Below are 19828 nucleotides of genomic sequence, written 5' to 3' on the forward strand. Positions count from 1 at the left end.
AGTATCCTTTTAACATCTTTTATTAACAGAGTTCTTGGCTTTCTTCCTAAACTTTCACTTTATAATAAGCTGCACAAGTTCCTTCTGATGATATCATACAAGGTCCAACAGGTGACCTAGGAGTACATATACTTCCAAATAGAGCACACTTATTAGGCGAAATATTTCCAAGTAAAATATCACTACATCTGCATAGATTATTTTTGCATAAATTCTTCTTATTATGTTTGAAATAATCTTCTAATCCAAACCTCTTTACTGCATCTAATTCTTTATACTCTTCACTTAAAACAAATGAAGAATTTTCAATCAATCCTATACCTCTCCATATACCGTCATCTATTGTAAAAGTATCCTCCATAAACATTTTAGCTCTTTCATTTCCATTATCTCTAACATATTTTTTATATAGGTTCTGGAATCCACATTGGCATAATCTATTGTTCTTTTTGTTAATGTAACTAATTAAAAAGTGTATTCCTCCAATTATATCTTTATCTTCAAATCCACAGATAACTGCTGGAACTTTATATTTATCATATATAAAGCTAAAACTTTTTTCTCCTGTTATTACTGCTACATTGCCAGGGCAGATTATGCCATGTATATCCCTATTTTTTAAATTTAATATCTTTTCAATAATAGGAGGCATTATTTTTAATGAAGTCAAAAATAATACATTTTTTATATTGAGCTTTAGTACAGTGTTAACTACACATGCAATAAGAGGAGCAGTAGTTTCAAATCCTACTGCTAATAGTACAAAGCTTTTTTCCTTATCTAATTCTGCCATTCTTATTACATCATAAACAGAATATATAACTCTTATATCTCTCCCCTTAGATTTTTCAGCTAAAAGATTAGTTTCACTTCCATTTACCTTCATTAAATCCCCAAATGTAGCTATTATAAATCCTTCTCTTGCTAATTTTATGGCTGCATCTATATATCCTTCATCTGTAACACATACTGGACATCCTGGTCCTGATATTAGGTTAATCTTTTTATCTAATACATTTTTAATTCCCATTTTAGCTATTAAATTAGTGTGTGTCCCGCAGACCTCCATAATATTTATTTCTTCTAAAGGTACATCTTTACTTAAAAAATTAATATTTTCTATTATCTTCTTTAACTTAATAGTAGCCAAATTCATCATCTTCCTTTAGCATTTTTTCTAAGGCTCTATCTAAAAAATCAAAATACTCTTGATCTATTCTCTGTATAGCAAAACCTGCATGGATAAGGACATAATCTCCATTAGCAGGTGCACTAATTAGCTCAATATTAATCCTTGTCTCAATTCCTTGTATGTCTACATTCGCAAAAGGTAAATCAATAGAGGTGACTCTTCCAGCAACAGCAAGGCACATTATTAACTAACACTCCTTTTTTAAGATTTCATCAGCTACAGCAATTTGTCCAAAAGAAATTCCGCTATCATTAGTAGGTACAATCTTATTAAAAAACACTTCAAACCCTCTAGCTACCAGCTCTTTTAAAAGCCTTGTAATTAAATATTCATTTTCAAAAACGCCTCCACTAATCACAACTTTATTAAGATTATATTTTCCTTTCAGTATAAACGCCATATGGACAGTTATTTTTACTATAGTATTATGAAATTTAGTGCTTATCACAGAACTTGGAATACCTTTTTCAATGTCTCTTAATATTCCTTCTATTATTTTTATATAACTAACAATAAAAATTTTTTCTTCATTAATTGAGTATTTATAACTATCAAATATATTGCTATCTGCTATAGCTTCTAACTCAATTGCTCCTTGGCCTTCATAGCTTATACTTTCTCTTATCCCTAAAATAGCTGCCACACCATCAAATAATCTTCCTACACTAGAAGTTTTATAACAATTTATATTCCGTTCTAATGCTTTGCATATTATTTCTACATCTTGTTTATATAAATTCTTAATTAAGTTTATGCCTTTTGCTCTTAATTCTAGATTCTCTATTGAATTTATATAACTTACTGCCACCTTCCAGATATCTCTTTGTGCAGAATCTCCTCCTTGAATAGTTGTATATTTAAAGCTTCCTGCTCTTTTAAAATCTTTTCTATTTCCTATTAGGAATTCTCCACCCCAAATATTATTGTCCATTCCTAATCCCATGCCGTCATATATAATACCTATAACATCTTCATTTATATTGTTCTCCATCATACAGCTTGCCATATGTGAATGATGATGCTGGACTTTAATTTTTGTACCTTTTTTCCTTTTAACATATAAATTGCACATATATAGTGGATGCATATCATAGCTAAAAACTTCAGGTTTAAACCTAAATATTGTAGTTAACTTTTTAATAGATTTTTTATATTCATTTAATGAATTTAAGTCCTTCAAATCTCCCAAATACTGGCTTACATACACAATTCCATCTACAGAAAATGCAAATGTGTTTTTCATTTCAGAGCCACAGGAAAAAATCTTATTTTTTATATCTTCATTAAAAAATAGGGGTGTATATCCTCTTCCCAATCTACTAACTACTTCCTGTCCATTTATTACCCTTACTACAGAATCATCAATAGGAGTATATATTTCTCTATTATTTAACAGAAAATAATCCACTACTCCTTTCAGCTTTTCTATGACACTGTCATTTTTATATTCTATAGGGCATCCACTTATATTTCCACTTGTCATAACAAGAATTTCTAGGCCTTCATCAAATAGCAAATAATGTAGCGGGGTATAGGGCAGCATAACTCCATATTTTTTTACTTTAGGAGCTATATTTTGTGGAAGCAGCTCATTATATTTTTTATTTAGAAGAACAATAGGCCTCTTATTAGACATTAATATTTCTTCTTCTTTTTGGCTCATATAACAAATTTTTTTAACTATCTCTGTGTTCTTTGCCATTATAGCCAATGGCTTATGTGGTCTCTTTTTTCTTATTCTAATCTGCTCTACTGCTTCACTGTTGCTACCATCACATACTATATGAAATCCACCAATACCCTTAATGGCAAATATCTTCCCCATCTTTAAAAGTTTCGCAGTTTCCTTTATTTCATCGTTACATTCTATTACTCCGCCATTATTATCAGTAAGTATAAGCTTAGGTCCACACTTTTCACAGCAATTTGGTTGTGCATGGAACCTTCTTGTTTCTGGGCTTACATACTCTTCATAGCAGCTACTACACATTTGAAAGTGTTTCATAGTTGTGTTAGATCTATCATAAGGCAAAGCTTCTATTATAGAATATCTTGGGCCACAATCAGTACAATTAGTAAAAGCATATCTATACCTTTTAGAATTTATGTTAAATACATCCTCTATACATTTATTACAAGTAGCTATATCAGGAATAATAAATTTCAATTTCGATTCCTCAGATATACTCTCTTTTATTGTAAAGCCCTTGTATTCTTTATAGTCCTTTTCTTCTATTTCAACCTTTTGTATCCTAGCAAGCTTAGGTGGTCTCTTTATAACTTTTATTAAAAAATCATTTACTTTTTCTCTTTTGCCCTCTATATCTATAACCACAGATGAATCAATATTGTTCACCCAACCATTTAACTTTAGCTGTTTTGCCACTTTATATATATAAGGTCTGTATCCTATCCCCTGAACTACTCCATATATTCGCACATAATATCTTTTATACTCTTCACTCATTTTTAATGGTTACTTCTCTCCCTCTATTATTTTTATTTCTGCTATTTGATCTGGTAGATTATCAAATACGACCTTTGCTCTAGTTTTATGGTTCACTAGTCCTTTATTCATATCTACTAGATGGTCAATTAGATTTTTTTCGTTTATAGGACTTCCATATCCCACAGCTATCTCTATTGTTGTTATCTTTTTTATGCCATTATCTTTACATATACCATTAAGGCTAGCGGAAATGTTTTGCATTAAAAGTGAATCATGCATAGTTTATACCCCCTGCGATATTATAAAATCATAAACTTTATTTTTTATTTCCTTGAAATTGTCTTTTAATTCATGGCTAAGCTCTAATCCAAAATCTATATCTAAAACTTCAATACCTATTACATATCCAGAAATTTTTTTCAATGGATAACTATTTAGCAGCTTTACTAAACTTAATTGATGTTGGGAGTAACTTTTCTCAAAATTATCTAAGCCACTATTGATCTTCCTTATCGTTAACTCCCCTGGTCTTAAACCATAAATTGCAGCATCCACTATAAATAAAAAATCCCCATCCTCTATATAGCTTAAACAGTAATCTACATCAGTTTCCCCTACTATTACTTCAATTTGTTGTTTTTCTAGATCCTCTTTTAAACTCTCTACAATAAGAACACCAATGCCGTCATCTCTCATTATCCTATTTCCAATACCTATAACTTTAACTTTCATATGCCTACACAATCCTTATATTTACTGTTGAAACATTGTTACTTAGTACGTGAGTAGCACAAGATACACATGGATCAAAAGACCTAACAATTCTCCCAATTTCCACTGGATTTTTAGGATTATTTATATAGGTACCTATAAGAGCCTTTTCTACTGGCCCCCTTACCCCTTTTGAGTCCTTCGATGAGAGATTCCATGTACTTGGAGTTATTATTGTATAGTTTTTTATAGAACCCTTCTCTATGTTTATCCAGTGTCCTAAAGCCCCTCTAGTAGTATCATTTAAACCTTGCCCTATAGCACCTTCAGGAAGCTTATAATCTTTTTTTGTTACAGGTTCTAGAGTTAATTCATCTAAAAGTTCTATAATAATTTCTGATATTAGTTCTGCTTCTAAAACTCTAGCTATATACCTATTCATAGTTGAAATCCCTTCTCTATATCGTCCACTTATATACATTCTAGCTAAAGGTCCTACTTCCATAGGATTCCCATTGTATCTAGGTGCCTTTATCCAGCTATAGGCTGTAGATTTCTTTAAATCAGTCTCCCACTCTTCATCTTCTTTAGGACTTAGTGTTTCACTATTTGCTCTATACCAGGCTGAATATATATTTTCATATATATTTGAAGGATTAAAACTTTCCTGTCCTCCACCTATTATCACTCCAGGGCTAACATACCTTGTTCCTGTTTCATAACTATCATATAGTCCATAACTCATAAGATTCTCATATCCAGAGCCATTATTAAAATATTCCTTGTAGTATTCAGCAATTATATAAATGTCTTCAATCATTCTATTTCTAATAAATTCTCTTATATCAGTAATTAATGATTTCACTTGCTGTATTTTTTGAGCAGTTATTTGTACAGTTACCCCTCCTACAAACATTCCATGATTATGAGGTACTTTTCCGCCAAGTACAGCCAGTGCTTCATGTGCTTTTTTACTATAATTCAGTGATATGAAATAATCCTCTCTGAGCCGTACACTTTGTTTTTCGGGTATTCTAAAATCATTATGTTGAATGGAATACAACGGATTAATATCAAATCCATTAACGAAATCTGGTATTGTATATTGAAAGAAATGCCTTAAATGATTTTGTAGAAATTCACAACCATGAAGAATATCTTGAAGTAAAAGTTCATTCTTATTTGGCTTTATATTGTACGCTGCTTCAAGAGCTTTTACAGAAACTAAAGAATGGGCTGTAGAACATATTCCACATATTCTTTCTGTAAAATACATAGCATCAAGTGGAGATCTCCCCTTTAACATCTTTTCAAACCCTCTAAAAAGAAGCCCTGAACTTTCAGCATCTATAATTTTATTATTTTCAATATAAGCAGTAATCTCTAAAAAGCCGCTTATTCTAGTTATAGGATTTATAACTATCTTTTCAGCCATAAAATCACCTTCTAACTATATATTTATGAAAGGTTCCATGCCATCTGGAAATCCTTTTTGTGCACACCCTATGCAAGGAGTATTATCTCCTATAGGCCAATTAACTCTTTCATTCCATCTTCTTGTGGGACAATCTGTTCTTGTAACCGGCCCACGGCAACCTATTTTAAACATACACTCTTTGTCTCCCACAGAATTAGCAAATATTTTATTATCGAAAAATGATCTTCTAGTACAAAAATCATGTATGGTTGCTCCATAAAATACTATTGGTCTATTATCTGTATCTAGTTCCGGTTTCCCAAATAGCATTAAATGAGCTATAGTTCCCATCACCCAATCCGGATGACAAGGACAACCTGGTGTGTTTATAACCTCTCTTGTAAGAAAATTCCCTACACTAATACATCCGCTGGGATTAGGACGTGCAGCGGATATTCCTCCAAATGAAGCACAGGTTCCAACAGCAAGTACATACTTTGCCTTTTCTCCTGCTAATTTTACCGCTTCCATTCCTGTAATACTTTTCCCTTTATACTTAGCAATTATATTGTAGAGCCCCTCATCTTTAATAGATACTGCACCATCAATTGCTAAAATAAATTCTGTATCCAAAGTATTTAAAAATTCTTCATAGGCTCTTTCTCCTTCTTTTGCCATCAAGCTATTATTATATTTCAGGTTTACCATCTGTCTTAAAAAATACCCTACACTAGGTGCATCTCCATCTAGTAAAGAAATTATATTTCCAGAACAGCCGCAAACTTCAAGCCATATTAAATTCATCTTTCTTTTGTGTCCACTTTTGATTTCTGTCGTAACTGTATCTATTAAACTTCTTGCAGTTAGAGATTTTGACTTTAATAAAGGGCATTCTTTTTCACTCACTAACTTTCCTCCTTACTTTTGAAGCACTCCTACTTTTTTTAACTTATCTAAAATTGTTTGTACATTATGGCAAGACTTAAATTCATTACTTAAATCTTTTCCAGCAGTGAGCCCAAAATGTGTTCCTGCTGCCCATGCTGCCTCGAAGGTTATATCATATACTATTCCATTTACTGCTATATAAGCTGGCATTCCATTTTTACCTGTGTACTTTGAAAGCTCTCCCACTGTAAAAACTTTCTCTTCGGATTTGTCTTGCCTCATTACAGTATCCCATCGCTCCATATTTCTTATAAACTCTTCTAGAATGCATTTTCTATACATTTCCTTACCAATTAAATTATCCCAATAGGTTTTTTCCTTCATATGTCTGCAATTAAGCCCAAATTGTTGAAGGCTAACAATATTACGTTCCATATCCTTTACTAGTTTTCTATAACCTGTTGAATCCATATCCCCACCCCTTATTCTATATATCAATGGTTTATTCTACTAATAGTTACTTTAAATAATATGCTATATACCCTGCTCGTATAACTTACATAAATGTAAACTTTCATTGGATAACCCTTGAAATAGACATAGGCTACTTGAAAAGAATTCTTTTCAAGTAGCCTATGTTTATTTAACTTATATTCTATTTTTTAGTCTATTGATAATACTAACTCTCTTAGTATTTTACATGCAACAGCATTAGAAACTCCACTTGGGTCATAGTGTGGGGACAATTCTACTAAATCAGCACCTACAACATTTAAACCTTTCATATCTTGTAATGCTTCCATCATTTCATTAAAAGTAATCCCACCTGCTTCTGGTGTACCTGTTCCTGGGAATATAGATGGATCTAATACATCTAAGTCGATTGTTATATAAACAGGTTTATCACCTATTTCTTTAACTGCTTCTTTAAGACCATTTGTATTGAACTTTGTTAACTTCACGTGTTTTTCAGCCCATCTAAATTCGTCCCCGTCTCCAGATCTTATTCCAAAGTGATACATCTTTCCATCTCCTACAAAGTCCCATATTCTTCTTAGAACAGTAGCATGAGATAATCTTTCACCTTTAAATTCATCCCTAAGATCTGTATGAGCATCGAAGTGTATTATATGTAAGTCTTTATACTTTTCAAATACTGCTTCTACTGCTGGATAGGTAACTAAATGCTCTCCACCTATCATAAGTGGAATCTTATCGTCTTGTACTATGCTTTGTGTAAATTCTTTTATTGACTTTAATACCTTTTCTGTATTTCCAAAAGGAAATTGTAAATCTCCGGCATCAAATATATTTACATCTACTAAGTCTCTATCAAAATATGGACTATATGTTTCAAGACCATATGATTCACTTCTCATTACATCTGGAGCAAATCTAGTCCCTGGCCTAAAAGATGTAGTACCATCAAATGGTGCTCCAAAAACAACTATTTTTGATTCATCGTAATCATTATCAAATCCTAAAAATGTTGATACGTTTTTATTTCTCTGCATCCTCTAACATCTCCTTAACGTAATTTGGAAGAGCAAAAGCTCCTACATGTAGTTCAGTATTATAGTATCTGGTTTTTAATCCTAAACTATTCCATCTTTCTGCATTTAAATCTTTTATAGGGTCTAATGCCTTTGACGCAAAGCCAAATAGCCAGTGTCCTGAAGGATATGTTGGTATGTGATATTGATATGCTTTTGCTATAGGGAAGATCTTTTTAATTTTACTATGAGCTCTTTTCATTTCCCTTGCATTATGAGCATAATAAGGACTTTCATTTTGATTAACTAATATTCCTTTTTCAGTAAGTGCATTGTAGCAATTTGTATAGAATTCAGTTGTAAAAAGTCCTTCTCCTGGTCCTATTGGATCAGTTGAATCAACAATAATTAAGTCATACATATTATTTTTTCCATCTACAAACTTAATTCCATCTTCAAAATATAAATTTACTCTTGGATCATCTAATTTAGAAGCTGTAAAAGGTAAAAATTCCTTTGAAGCTTTAACAACTAACTCATCAATTTCAACCATATCTATTTTTTCTATAGTACTATATCTTGTTAACTCTCTAACTGTACCTCCGTCACCTGCTCCTATAACTAATACTTTCTTTATGTCAGGGTTTGTTGCCATGGCAACATGGGTTATCATGTCATGATATATAAACTCATCTTTTTCTGTCAACATTACTAATCCATCTATTGTTAGCAATCTTCCGAACTCTTCTGTTTCAAAAATATCAATTTGTTGAAATGGGCTCTTTCCTGAATAAATTTGCTTTTCAACTTTAATTGAAAATTTAGCATTTTCAGTATGCATCTCTGTATACCATAATTCCATATTGCAGACCTCCTCAGCATTTAAAATCAATCCATGGGTATGTGTATTAGCTATTAAGTTATGTATTATTTGACTTATTATAAGCTTTAAGCTTACCTACAACAAATATACTATTTTTTTCATAATTGTCAATACGTTTTTATAACTTTTGCTCATAATACCAATACCCAAATCATGTAACAATAAAAGGATAAAGCGGGAAGTAAATCAAGTACCAACTTTATCCTAACATATAATTAAAATTTATCTACTACTTACCTATATTCCTAAAACCTTAATATACTTTACATTAGGGTCCTCTGTATCTGTTATTAAACTGTGTTGATTTTTTATATATTTTATATAATTTATCATTTCACAGCTTATTCTTTCTCCTGGAGTAACTATTGGTATTCCTGGTGGGTAGGCCATAATAGATTCTCCACTTATTTCTCCTTCTGCATCCTCTAACCTAATAAATTTCTTACTAGCATAAAATGCATCTCTTGGGGAAACTATAACTTCTGGATTTTCTAAAGTTACTTTTCCAAACTTCATCTCACTGCTTTTATATTTTTGGCTCATATCTCTTAAAGCATCTATAAGCATCTTTAATGATGTTTCATCATCACCTACGCTTACAACTGCTAATATATTAAATACGTCTCCAAGCTCTACTTGTATATTATATTCATCCCTTAGTATATCATAAGCCTTAAATCCAGTGATACCTAGACCAGCTACATTGATACCTAATTTAGTTTCATCAAAATCGCAAACTCCTGGTTCTCCAATTAGCTCCTTGCCAAAAGCATATAGTCCATTAATCTTATTAATTTCTTCTCTTGCCCATCTTGTCAATCCTAAAATTTTAGAAAAGACTTCTTTTCCGCGTACAACTAGCATTTTTCTTGCTACATCTAAGCTTGACATTAATAAATAAGATGCACTAGTTGTTTGGGTTAAATTTAATATAGTTTTAACGTGATTTTTATCAATAAATCCTTCATTCAATAACAAAACTGAACTTTGTGTTAAAGAACCACCTGTTTTATGTAAGCTTACTGCAGCCATATCCGCGCCGAGTTCCATTGCTCCTGGCGGAAGTTCATCATGAAATCCAAAATGAGCTCCATGAGCTTCATCAACTACAACTGCCATTCCATGTTTATGTGCTATCTTTATTATTGCTTTAATATCTGAAATAGCACCATAATATGTAGGATTAATTAAAAAAACTGCTTTCACATCGGGATTTTTTGCTATAGCTCTTTCAACACTTTCTACTGATACTCCCATTGCTATACCTAATCTATCATTGGTTTCTGGTTGCACATATACAGGTATAGCTCCACTTAGTATAAGTCCATTAATTGCAGATTTGTGAGCATTTCTTGGCATTATTATTTTTTCTCCTGGATTACATACACTCATAATCATAGCTTGAACACCAGCTGATGTTCCATTAACTAGAAAAAATGCATGATCTGAGTAATAAGCATCTGCCATTAGCTCCTCAGCCTCTTTTATAACACTTATAGGACTACTGATATTATCTAATGATTTCATAGAATTTACATCTATCTCTAATACTTTATTCCCGACAAATTCCGCAAATTCTGGGATTCCTTTTCCATGCTTATGCCCAGGAACATCAAAGGGAATAACCTGTCTTTTATCATATTCTTTCAATGCATCAAATAATGGAGTTTTATTTTGATTGTATATCATCTCTAACCACCTTTTTTCTGCAAAATTAGCACCTTTAAAACTACAACAAACATATGTTATACCATGGGTATAGCAATGTCAATATAATATTTTTTAAACATTTTTACTGCATTTTACAAATTTAAAGAGTATTAACACTTCAAAAAGTGTTAATACTCTTATAGTTTCCATTTAGCCTATTTTTACTCTAATCTATTGTCATTAGATAACATACAATTTATCTTGTCTACGGATAAAGGTTTGCTAAAATAATATCCCTGCATTTCATCACAATTTCTCTCTTTAAGAAATCTCAAATGCTCTATTGTCTCTACTCCTTCAGCTATAACTTTTAAATTTAAACTTTTAGCTAATTCTATAATTATGTTAGCAATAGAGCCATTATCAATATCTGGTATTCCCATTATAAATGATCGATCTATCTTTAATCTATCTATAGGGAATTGTCTTAGATAATTTAATGAAGAATATCCTGTTCCAAAATCATCTATAGCAATATTAACTCCTATCTCCTTTAGCTCCGATAACACTTCTATAGCTTGTTCAACATTTTCCATTAAGATACCTTCTGTTATCTCTATTTCTAAACATTTTGGCGAAATTTTTGTAGTTTCTAATATTTCTTTTATCTTCTTTGCTAGATCCTTTTTCTTAAACTGTATTGCAGAGAGGTTTACGGCTACCAGCAAATTATCATATCCTTTGTTATGCCATTTTTTATTCTGTTCACATGCTTCCTTTAATACCCATTCACTCATAGGGACAATCATACCAGTCTTTTCTGCTAGTGAAATAAACTTATCTGGATATAGAAGCCCTAAAGTAGGATGATTCCACCTAATTAACGCTTCCATTCCAGTGATATTTCCAGTAGCTAAATTTACTTGTGGTTGATAATGAAGAATAAATTCTTCTTTATCTATTGCATGTCTAAGTGAAGTTATCATCTCTAATGTTTCATACGCATCTTCATTCATCTTCTTTGAATACAGCTGGTAGTTATTCTTTCCATTCTTCTTTACATGATTTTGAGCTGATGTTGCATTCATAATTAGTACTTCTGCCTGAGAACCATCAACAGGATATATACTTATTCCTATACTTGCTGTAACAAATATCTCTTTTCCTTGAATTATAAAAGGTTTTGAAAATATGCCTAATATTCTATTAGCCATATCTGTAATCTGATGAATTTTTGTTATATTATCTAAAATAATAGCAAATTCGTCTCCCGTTATTCTTGCTAAATCATCATTGTTCTCTATATATTCCCTTAATCTCTCAGATAATTGGAATAACAAAGTATCACCTGATAGATGCCCCATTGCTTCATTTATAAATTTGAAATCATCTAATCCTAAGGTCATAACTCCTATAATCTTATTCTTACTTTTGCCCTCATTTATTATCCTATCTAGTTTTTCAATAAATATAGACTTTTGTGGTAATCCGGTAAGAGCATCATATTTCTTTAAGTAGTTAATATTTTCTTCGTTAGCTTTTAATAAAGTAAGATCTTCAAATATACCAATATAATGTACTTCATTGCTATGTTCGCTTTTTATACTTTTTATAGAAAGAAATACAGGATACCTTTGTCCATCTTTATTTACCTCATAGAACTCTCCAGCCCAAGCTCCGTTTTCATTTAACTGTTCTGTTACCTCAGTATAGATATTAGTGTTATTTCTTGCTACCTCATTTATTCTTCTATTCAATGTCTCTTCTTCTGAGTACCCAGTTAATCTTGAAAAAGATTTATTTATATAGATAAACCGTTGCTTACTATCTGCTATAAAAATAGCTTCCTTAGAATTCTCAATTACCTCATATGTAATAGATAGCCTTAACTCTGCTTTTTTTCTTTCTTTAATCTCATTTTCTAGTACATTATTCTGTGAGTATAATTTTTCAAAACTTTCTATTAGTTGTTTATTCATACTATCTGTTGCTCTAGCTAGCATACCTATTTCATCTTTTCTTTTTAATATGCCTTTAGCCATACATGCCCCATAGTTGCCTTCTTTTATTGCTAATACAAAGTCTCCTAATTCAATAATAGGAACTGCTATATCTTTTGCAAATATAATAATTATTACTGCTCCTATAGAAATAGCTGTTATAAGAGTGAGAATTAATCCTTTCCATATCTTTTCTGCCCCACTGTTAAAACTAGACATATAGGAACTGGCACTTAAATACCAACCCCAGTTAGTGTCTAGGGCTGTATATGCTATTTTCCGTTCAACTACATTACTTTTGGGCACCTGCCAATAATAATATGTAAATCCGCCTCCATTATCTGCCTTCTCTATACAATCTCTAACTAAATATAATTTATCCTTGCTTTTACTAGTTTCATTTAAAACATACTTACCCTCTAATAGTGGATGGGCCACCTCATATCCTTCTTTATTATATACGGCAAAATATCCGTTTTTACCTAAATCGGCATTTGTACTTATTTCTCTTGTAACTCCATCACTATTTTTCTTTCCGATCAAAGATATTTTCACTTGTTCTTGCGCTTCTTCAAGACTAACCTTACCCTCCATTACTTCCTGTTGCTTTTGACTAATCAATTCTATAGCTGAATTAACTACATTTTTTAGTATAGTTTGTCCTTTTTTATCTAACTCAACTTTTGCATATCTGTAGCTGGTTATGCCTAAAAATAGGGTGGGAGCAACTAGAAGAAATGTTGCAACAATTAATAATTTTTTCTTTATGCTTAGTTTTAAATTAACTATACATTTTTTCATAAGCTCCCCCTAAATAATTCATTATATATCCACTAATTTATATAAAATCTTTCTATAATTTCTTAATTTCACTATATTATATCATACTAATAAATTTTCTTAATCATCTAATTTTTTAAATTGATATATATATTTGACTTAGTTTTATATTTTGACAAATAATATTTCTACACATATGCTATGCATTCCTTGCACTTTCTTATAAAAATTTTTATATTCTCTTCTTCCTCACTTATCTTATCTTCTGTCATCGATCCCCTTCCCAATCTATCGCATAAAGTTAATAAAGCTATTTCATCTATATCTACTTCTGAAACCATTTTTTTCACATCAGCAAACGGTAGATCTTTAACTACAAAAAGTGCCTGCATATGCCATCTTACTAAAGAAGTTACTACCTCAATAAACTTTTCTTCTTCATTAAAAAATTGTAAAAACTCCCTAGCCATTTTTGAACCAACTATATCATGATCATAAGAAGTTATCTTGCCTTTCCTTACTCTTGTAGTAGGCGGCTTCCCAATGTCATGCAATAAAGCCCCCCACATAAATGCTCGTGGATATTTGCTTGAACCCTTTCTCTGGGCAGCATTATCTACAACTAGCATTGCATGATTCCACACACTTCCTTCTGGATGATATTTAGGTGACTGTGATATATCTGTTAATTTAGCTATCATATTGAAGGGATATTCTTTAAAAAAATATTCATCATTAAGAATTTTATAAAAATATCTTGATGGTTTTTCATCATTCATTAAATGTTTGTCTATTTCTTGAAACAATATTTTTTTATCTTCCACGTAAATTTAACCTCCTAGTTTTAATCTAATACTATTATCTCTTTTATCAGTAGAGAATATTTATAAATTCCTAATAGATTTTAATTTAAAAGTACATGTGAAAAATATGAATTTTTATAATAGACAAATCAATTGATAACTGATAAGATTAAAAAAAATATACTTTTATACTCTAATATGGAAGTAAGTGTTTATATAATGGTTTATCAATTCAAATATTTTATTCTGTATTATATTTACCTTAAAACAATTTGGAAAGAAGAGAATATATGAATATTAATATTTCTGATTTGGAAAAACGCTTGCAATTTATTTCTGACGAAGAGAAAATAGATACACTAAATCTAATATCATCATATCCTGTGGAAATTTCACCTATCAAAGCATTTAACTACGCCACCGAAGCTTTAGAGCTTTCAAAACAATTATCTTACATAAAAGGAGAATTTATAGCTCTTAAAAATATTGGCTTAATACATGTTTACTTAGGAAATTGTGAAAGAAGCATAGATTTTTCTTTAAAAGCTTTAAAGTTCTTTCAAAGCACCAATGATAATAAAGAAATTGCCAGTACCTTAGATAATTTAGGTACCGCCTATGGAAACTTAAGTGATTACTATACTGCCCTTGAATATTACTTTAGATCATTAAAATACGAAGAGGAGTTAGGCAATAAAGATGGCATTGCCAATTGCTTAAGAAAAATAGGAATAATATATTGGTGTCTAGAAGACTACGATAAATCTCTAGAATTTTGCAATAAGTGCCTTCCTATGCACAAAAATCTAAATAACCACGCTGGCATGGCTAGTGCCTGTGTAACTATAGGGTTAGTCTATAAAAATTTGAAACAGGATAACAAGGCTCTTGAGTATTACAATGAAGCCCTTAAAATTGCCAATAAACACAATGTAAAAGATGTCCAGGCAGCTGCACTTATAAATATTGGCTCTTTATATAGCGACTCACATAGATATGCTGAAGCTTTGGAATATTACTACAAATCTTTAGATGTTCATCAAACTATAGGCTACAAGGGCGGTGTTGCTACAAATCTACTTTATATCGGAAACCTTTACTTAAAAATAGAAAGATATACAAAAGCTTTAGATTGCTTAGAACGCAGCCTAGAAATAGCAAAAAAAGTAAAGGTAAAAAAGATTATAAATGAAATTTATGTAGCTCTTTCTAATTACTATGCTAAAAAATGTGATTATAAGAAAGCCTTAGAATATTTCAAACTTCATTCTCAGGTTAAAGATAGCATATTTACAGAAGATAGCAAAAAAAAGGTTCTTATAATACAAAATAAATATGAATTAGAAAGAAAAGAAAAGGAAAAAGAAATATATAAACTAAAAAATGTTGAGCTGGTGAAGGCAAATAGAGATTTAAGAAATGCCAATGATGAAATAAAGCAAAAAAATAAGTATTTACTAGAAGCTTATAAAAAACTTGAGCTAATGGCTAAAACAGATTATCTTACAAAAGTCTGGAATAGAATGTATATTCTTGACAAAATAAATTATGAAGTAATTCGTTTTAAAAAATATAAAAATCCTTTTGTTGTAGTCTTGTCAGATGTAGATTATTTTAAAACTTTTAACGATAAATATGGACATGCCTGTGGAGATTTTGTATTGAAATCAATTGCAAAAGATATGGCTCTTATGCTTAGGAAATCTGATTGTTTGGCTAGATGGGGAGGAGAGGAATTTCTATTTTTCCTGCCTGAGACTTCATTAGAGGAGGGTTACCAATTATCAGAAAAGATAAGAAAGACTATATCAAATAGAGCATATGTGTATAATAATCAAAGTTTATCTATAACATTAACATTTGGAGTTTGTGAATATAACAAAGAAATGACCGTGGAAAGTTGTATAGCTTTAGCAGATGAAGCTTTATACAAAGGTAAGAAATCTACTAGAAATTGCGTTGTAAAATCATCAGGTTGATGCTTAATATGATACTTTAATATATTTCTAGACAGTTTATATTCTAATAAAATAAGCAGGAGAAATATTCTCTCCTGCTTATTTATACCTAATTAGCTTATCATAATAAATAGACATGCTACAAGAACAGCTGCAAAAATAAATATTGAGTAAGTAACACTATTTAATCTTCTGCTTAATTCTCCTATTTGCTCATTTACACTTCGCACTGCATCTATCCTATCTTCTAAATTGGTATTTTCTTGTATATCCTTCAAATTGTTAATCCTATCCGGTAAAGGCATCCCATTTATCTTACTTTCAATAGATTTCTTAAGTCTAAACTTTTTATTTCCTAGAGCTATTAAACTATTTCCCAGCATTGATACTCCTTTTATAACACTTTGATCTATTCCTTTTAAAACAAATGAACTAACATTAAACAACCATCTGCCTAGTGGTATATACACCCCTTTTTCTATACTAAACCAATTAAGAGCTATATTTTCATACTGCCAACTATCTCCCGAACCTTTTCTTAGATATCTTCTAACAAAGTATACATATATAAGTATTCCAAGGAAAATTGTAATAGCAGAACTTTTTATATTCCCAATAGTATAGAAGTGCGGTTCTATCCCTCCTGAAACTCCAAATGAAGATACAGCCCCTTCCAAAACATTTAATATTTTTCCTGGTTGAATACCTATATAAATAATTATTGCAGCCAAAATACCCATAGGTACCATGGCTCTTCCAGTAATTTTTGTTTTCTCTTTTTCTATATCATTATTGCTCTTATCTACAAAAACAGCCATAAATATTTTTAACAGATATGCTACTGTAAAACTGCTGCTAATAGTAAATACAACTTCGGTAATAACAGCTATAGTTCCTCCGTATACATTTTCTGCTTCTGCTAAAGCATGATGCAACATTGTTTTACTAGCAAATCCATTGAATCCAGGCATTCCAATAATAGCACATAGACCAATTAAAAATATGACTTTAAGTATTTTTTTATTTCTTCCAAATCCTCCAATTTTATTTATGCTTAATTCATGAAGCGCCATATATATAACACCAGCACCCATAAATAGTAACACCTTAAATATAGCATGATTTATAATATGATATAAAGTAGCATAAACAGCCATTTCTCTATGATCTTTTAGTATTCCAATAAGTCCAATTCCCATAAGGATATATCCAATTTGGCTCATACTGCTATATGCAAGTATTCTTTTTATATTTCTTTGAAACATTGCTAAGAATCCACCTACCAGCATGTTAATAAATCCTAGAATTAATATTACGGTAGATACAATAAGGTCTCCCTCCATAATTATTTCCACAGTAACTAAGATTCCAAATATACCTGTTTTAAGTAGAATACCTGATAATACCGCACTAGCAGGTGCAGGTGCAGCAGGATGAGCTTTAGGGAGCCATACGTGTAGTGGCACCATTCCAGCCTTTACTCCAAATCCTATAATGATTAATGAAACTATAAAATATTTTACATTACCTAAACTTTTAAATGCTGTTTGTAATTCCATGATATCTAAAGTTTTTGTGTAATCGAATAGAAGGAACAATCCCATAAGCAAAATTAATCCACCGGTAATAGCCATAACAATATAGGTATCTCCAGCTTCATGAGAATAATCATCTTCATCATGTATAATTAATGCATAGGATGTAAGCGACATTATCTCAAAGAATGTAAATAAATTTAAAAAGTTTTCTGATACAAAAACTCCTATAGTACTCCATAGGGTGAGCATGAAGAATAGATAGTATCTATTTCTATTTTTATAGCTTATCAGATACTGAGTAGAATACACTGTAGTAAGCACCCATACAAATGATGTAAGCCATATAAAAATATATCGAAACATATTAAGCTTCAAATGAAGACCTGTTCCCATAATATATGGTATAGAAACTTCTATAGTATTTGTCTTAACATATCTATATAGAAGCATTACTCCCAAAAAAGTAACTCCAGTCATAATTATATTAAAAACATCTCTGACTTTCTCATTCTTTTTTCCTAAAAGAAATCCAACAAAAGAACCTATTAGTGGAAAAATCATAATAAAAACTAACATATTATTTGGATTCAAAACACTCACCCTCCTTTACATTACTTCTCTTGCAATTTCTTGTACAAAAGAAATTACTGGATTAGGAAATAGCCCTAGAATAACAATAACTACAGTTATTATGATAATTGGAATAAGCATTTTCCTTGGTGGTTCTTCAACTGTAACTTCTCCTTCTTCAGCTTTTCTAAAAAACGCTGTTGTTACTACTGGAATAAGATATAAAGCTGTTAGTACAGCGCTTAGTAGTAATGCCACGGGAAATATAATCCTTCCTTCATTTAACCCTCCTTGAGCTAAAAACCATTTACTTACGAATCCATTTGTAGGTGGAATTCCAATAAGTGATATTGAAGCAATAGTAAAACACCACATAGCAGTTGGCATTCTCTTACCTATACCCCTTATTTCACTAATGTTTTTCTTTCCTGTTGTATACATAATTGCACCAACAACAAAGAATAAAGTTATTTTTATTACAGCATGATTAATTAAATGAAGGAGCGCTCCAATAAAAGCATTTTCATTCAGCAAGACAATTCCAAGCAATATATATCCTAATTGACTTACAGTTGAATAAGCCAATCTTTTTTTTAAGTTTTCTTGATGCAAAGCTAATAAAGATCCTAGAAGTATTGTTATTACTATTAAAACGCTCATATATATATTTCCTTTAGTCTCCCTTAAAGCATCTACTCCAAAAATGTAATAACACATTCTTATAAGTGAAAATACTCCAGACTTAACTACCGCTACCGCATGCAGCAAAGCGCTAACCGGCGTAGGTGCTACCATTGCTGAAGGAAGCCATGAATGAAAAGGTACAAGTGCTGCTTTTACACCAAATCCAATAAACATACTTATAAATATTCCTAAGTATAAATTTAAACTTCCACTCGGTATGTTTCCTATAACTCCATGAGGCTGAAAATCTAAATTATTTGTTATACTAAATAGTAATATCATACCAAGTAAAATAAGAGTAGCTCCTCCAAAAGAATAAGCCAAATACTTCTTGCCGCTATTTAGAGCTTCCTTTGTGCCTGTATGTATAACCAAAGGAAAAGTAGCCAGCGTTAATAGCTCATAAAAAATATATAATGTAAATAGATTTCCTGAAAATCCTATACCTATTGTAATTCCCAAGGTTAATATAAAAAACGCAAAAAACTTATTTTCTTTTCCCTCATGCTTCATATATTCCATAGAATAAAATGTTGTAAATACCCATAGTGTAGATACTAAAGATATAAACATAATTCCTAGTTTATCTATTTTAAAATAAATATCTATAAACTCATTGAGTGTGTATAGATGGACCTCACCCTCACCTATAACATAAAATATTGCCATTACAATAATAAAATTAGCTATAACCCCAACGGCTGCAAAAACATTTCTTTCTTTTTCTTTAAATTTCATAATAGGAATTATAACTGCCAGAATAACAGGGAAAAAAATCGGTATCAAAATCAGATTATTCAATATGTCCTACC

The 19828-nt window shown here is 31.0% G+C and carries 16 protein-coding genes; 1 reads left to right on the forward strand and 15 read right to left on the reverse strand.

Translation table 11 applies throughout. The features are described 5' to 3' along the window. Window positions 1–46: 46 nt before the first annotated feature. The 13 genes from hypD to ACWW38_RS08920 form a co-directional block, all read right to left on the reverse strand. Window positions 47–1150 carry a hydrogenase formation protein HypD gene (hypD, locus tag ACWW38_RS08860; protein WP_456257230.1) on the reverse strand — a complete coding sequence of 368 codons (1104 nt, stop codon included), beginning with the start codon at window positions 1148–1150 and terminating at the stop codon, window positions 47–49. After that, on the reverse strand, window positions 1137–1373 hold the full coding sequence (locus ACWW38_RS08865) for a HypC/HybG/HupF family hydrogenase formation chaperone (protein WP_456257231.1): 237 nt from the start codon (window positions 1371–1373) through the stop codon (window positions 1137–1139). Before ACWW38_RS08865 ends, hypD begins: the two co-directional genes overlap by 14 nt. Window positions 1374–1379: 6 nt before the next feature. Next, window positions 1380–3659, reverse strand: a complete 2280-nt coding sequence (gene hypF, locus ACWW38_RS08870; RefSeq protein WP_456257232.1) for a carbamoyltransferase HypF — start codon at window positions 3657–3659, stop codon at window positions 1380–1382. Between the two features lie 9 nt (window positions 3660–3668). After that, window positions 3669–3920: a hypothetical protein gene (locus ACWW38_RS08875; RefSeq protein WP_456257233.1), complete on the reverse strand. Its 252-nt coding sequence runs from the start codon at window positions 3918–3920 to the stop codon at window positions 3669–3671. Window positions 3921–3923: 3 nt separating this feature from the next. Beyond that, window positions 3924–4373, reverse strand: coding sequence for a hydrogenase maturation protease (locus tag ACWW38_RS08880; RefSeq protein WP_456257234.1), 450 nt, complete (start codon window positions 4371–4373; stop codon window positions 3924–3926). 4 nt (window positions 4374–4377) lie between these two features. Next, on the reverse strand, window positions 4378–5787 hold the full coding sequence (locus ACWW38_RS08885) for a nickel-dependent hydrogenase large subunit (protein WP_456257235.1): 1410 nt from the start codon (window positions 5785–5787) through the stop codon (window positions 4378–4380). A 15-nt stretch (window positions 5788–5802) separates the two neighbouring features. Beyond that, complete coding sequence (locus tag ACWW38_RS08890; RefSeq protein ID WP_456257236.1) at window positions 5803–6675, reverse strand: hydrogenase small subunit; 873 nt, start codon at window positions 6673–6675, stop codon at window positions 5803–5805. 12 nt (window positions 6676–6687) lie between these two features. Then, complete coding sequence (locus ACWW38_RS08895; RefSeq protein WP_456257237.1) at window positions 6688–7128, reverse strand: cytochrome b5 domain-containing protein; 441 nt, start codon at window positions 7126–7128, stop codon at window positions 6688–6690. Window positions 7129–7319: 191 nt separating this feature from the next. Next, window positions 7320–8171: an agmatinase gene (gene speB / locus ACWW38_RS08900; protein ID WP_456257238.1), complete on the reverse strand. Its 852-nt coding sequence runs from the start codon at window positions 8169–8171 to the stop codon at window positions 7320–7322. After that, window positions 8158–9012, reverse strand: coding sequence for a polyamine aminopropyltransferase (speE, locus tag ACWW38_RS08905; protein WP_456257239.1), 855 nt, complete (start codon window positions 9010–9012; stop codon window positions 8158–8160). Before speE ends, speB begins: the two co-directional genes overlap by 14 nt. 258 nt (window positions 9013–9270) lie before the next feature. Next, complete coding sequence (locus ACWW38_RS08910; protein WP_456257240.1) at window positions 9271–10722, reverse strand: aminotransferase class I/II-fold pyridoxal phosphate-dependent enzyme; 1452 nt, start codon at window positions 10720–10722, stop codon at window positions 9271–9273. Window positions 10723–10904: 182 nt separating this feature from the next. Next, window positions 10905–13484: an EAL domain-containing protein gene (locus ACWW38_RS08915; RefSeq protein WP_456257241.1), complete on the reverse strand. Its 2580-nt coding sequence runs from the start codon at window positions 13482–13484 to the stop codon at window positions 10905–10907. Window positions 13485–13651: 167 nt separating this feature from the next. Beyond that, the gene (locus ACWW38_RS08920) at window positions 13652–14287 is read right to left on the reverse strand and encodes an HDIG domain-containing metalloprotein (RefSeq protein WP_456257242.1); all 636 of its coding nucleotides are present in this window, start codon (window positions 14285–14287) and stop codon (window positions 13652–13654) included. 269 nt (window positions 14288–14556) lie between these two features. On the opposite strand from ACWW38_RS08920, the gene ACWW38_RS08925 reads away from it, so the two are divergent. Continuing rightward, window positions 14557–16245, forward strand: coding sequence for a tetratricopeptide repeat-containing diguanylate cyclase (locus tag ACWW38_RS08925; RefSeq protein ID WP_456257243.1), 1689 nt, complete (start codon window positions 14557–14559; stop codon window positions 16243–16245). 92 nt (window positions 16246–16337) lie between these two features. Here the strand turns inward: ACWW38_RS08925 and ACWW38_RS08930 are convergent, their stop codons facing one another. After that, complete coding sequence (locus ACWW38_RS08930) at window positions 16338–18353, reverse strand: complex I subunit 5 family protein (RefSeq protein ID WP_456257244.1); 2016 nt, start codon at window positions 18351–18353, stop codon at window positions 16338–16340. Between the two features lie 15 nt (window positions 18354–18368). Next, complete coding sequence (locus tag ACWW38_RS08935) at window positions 18369–19817, reverse strand: complex I subunit 5 family protein (protein WP_456257245.1); 1449 nt, start codon at window positions 19815–19817, stop codon at window positions 18369–18371. Window positions 19818–19828 lie beyond the last annotated feature (11 nt).

It is taken from the genome of Clostridium sp. JNZ J1-5, assembly GCF_053901425.1.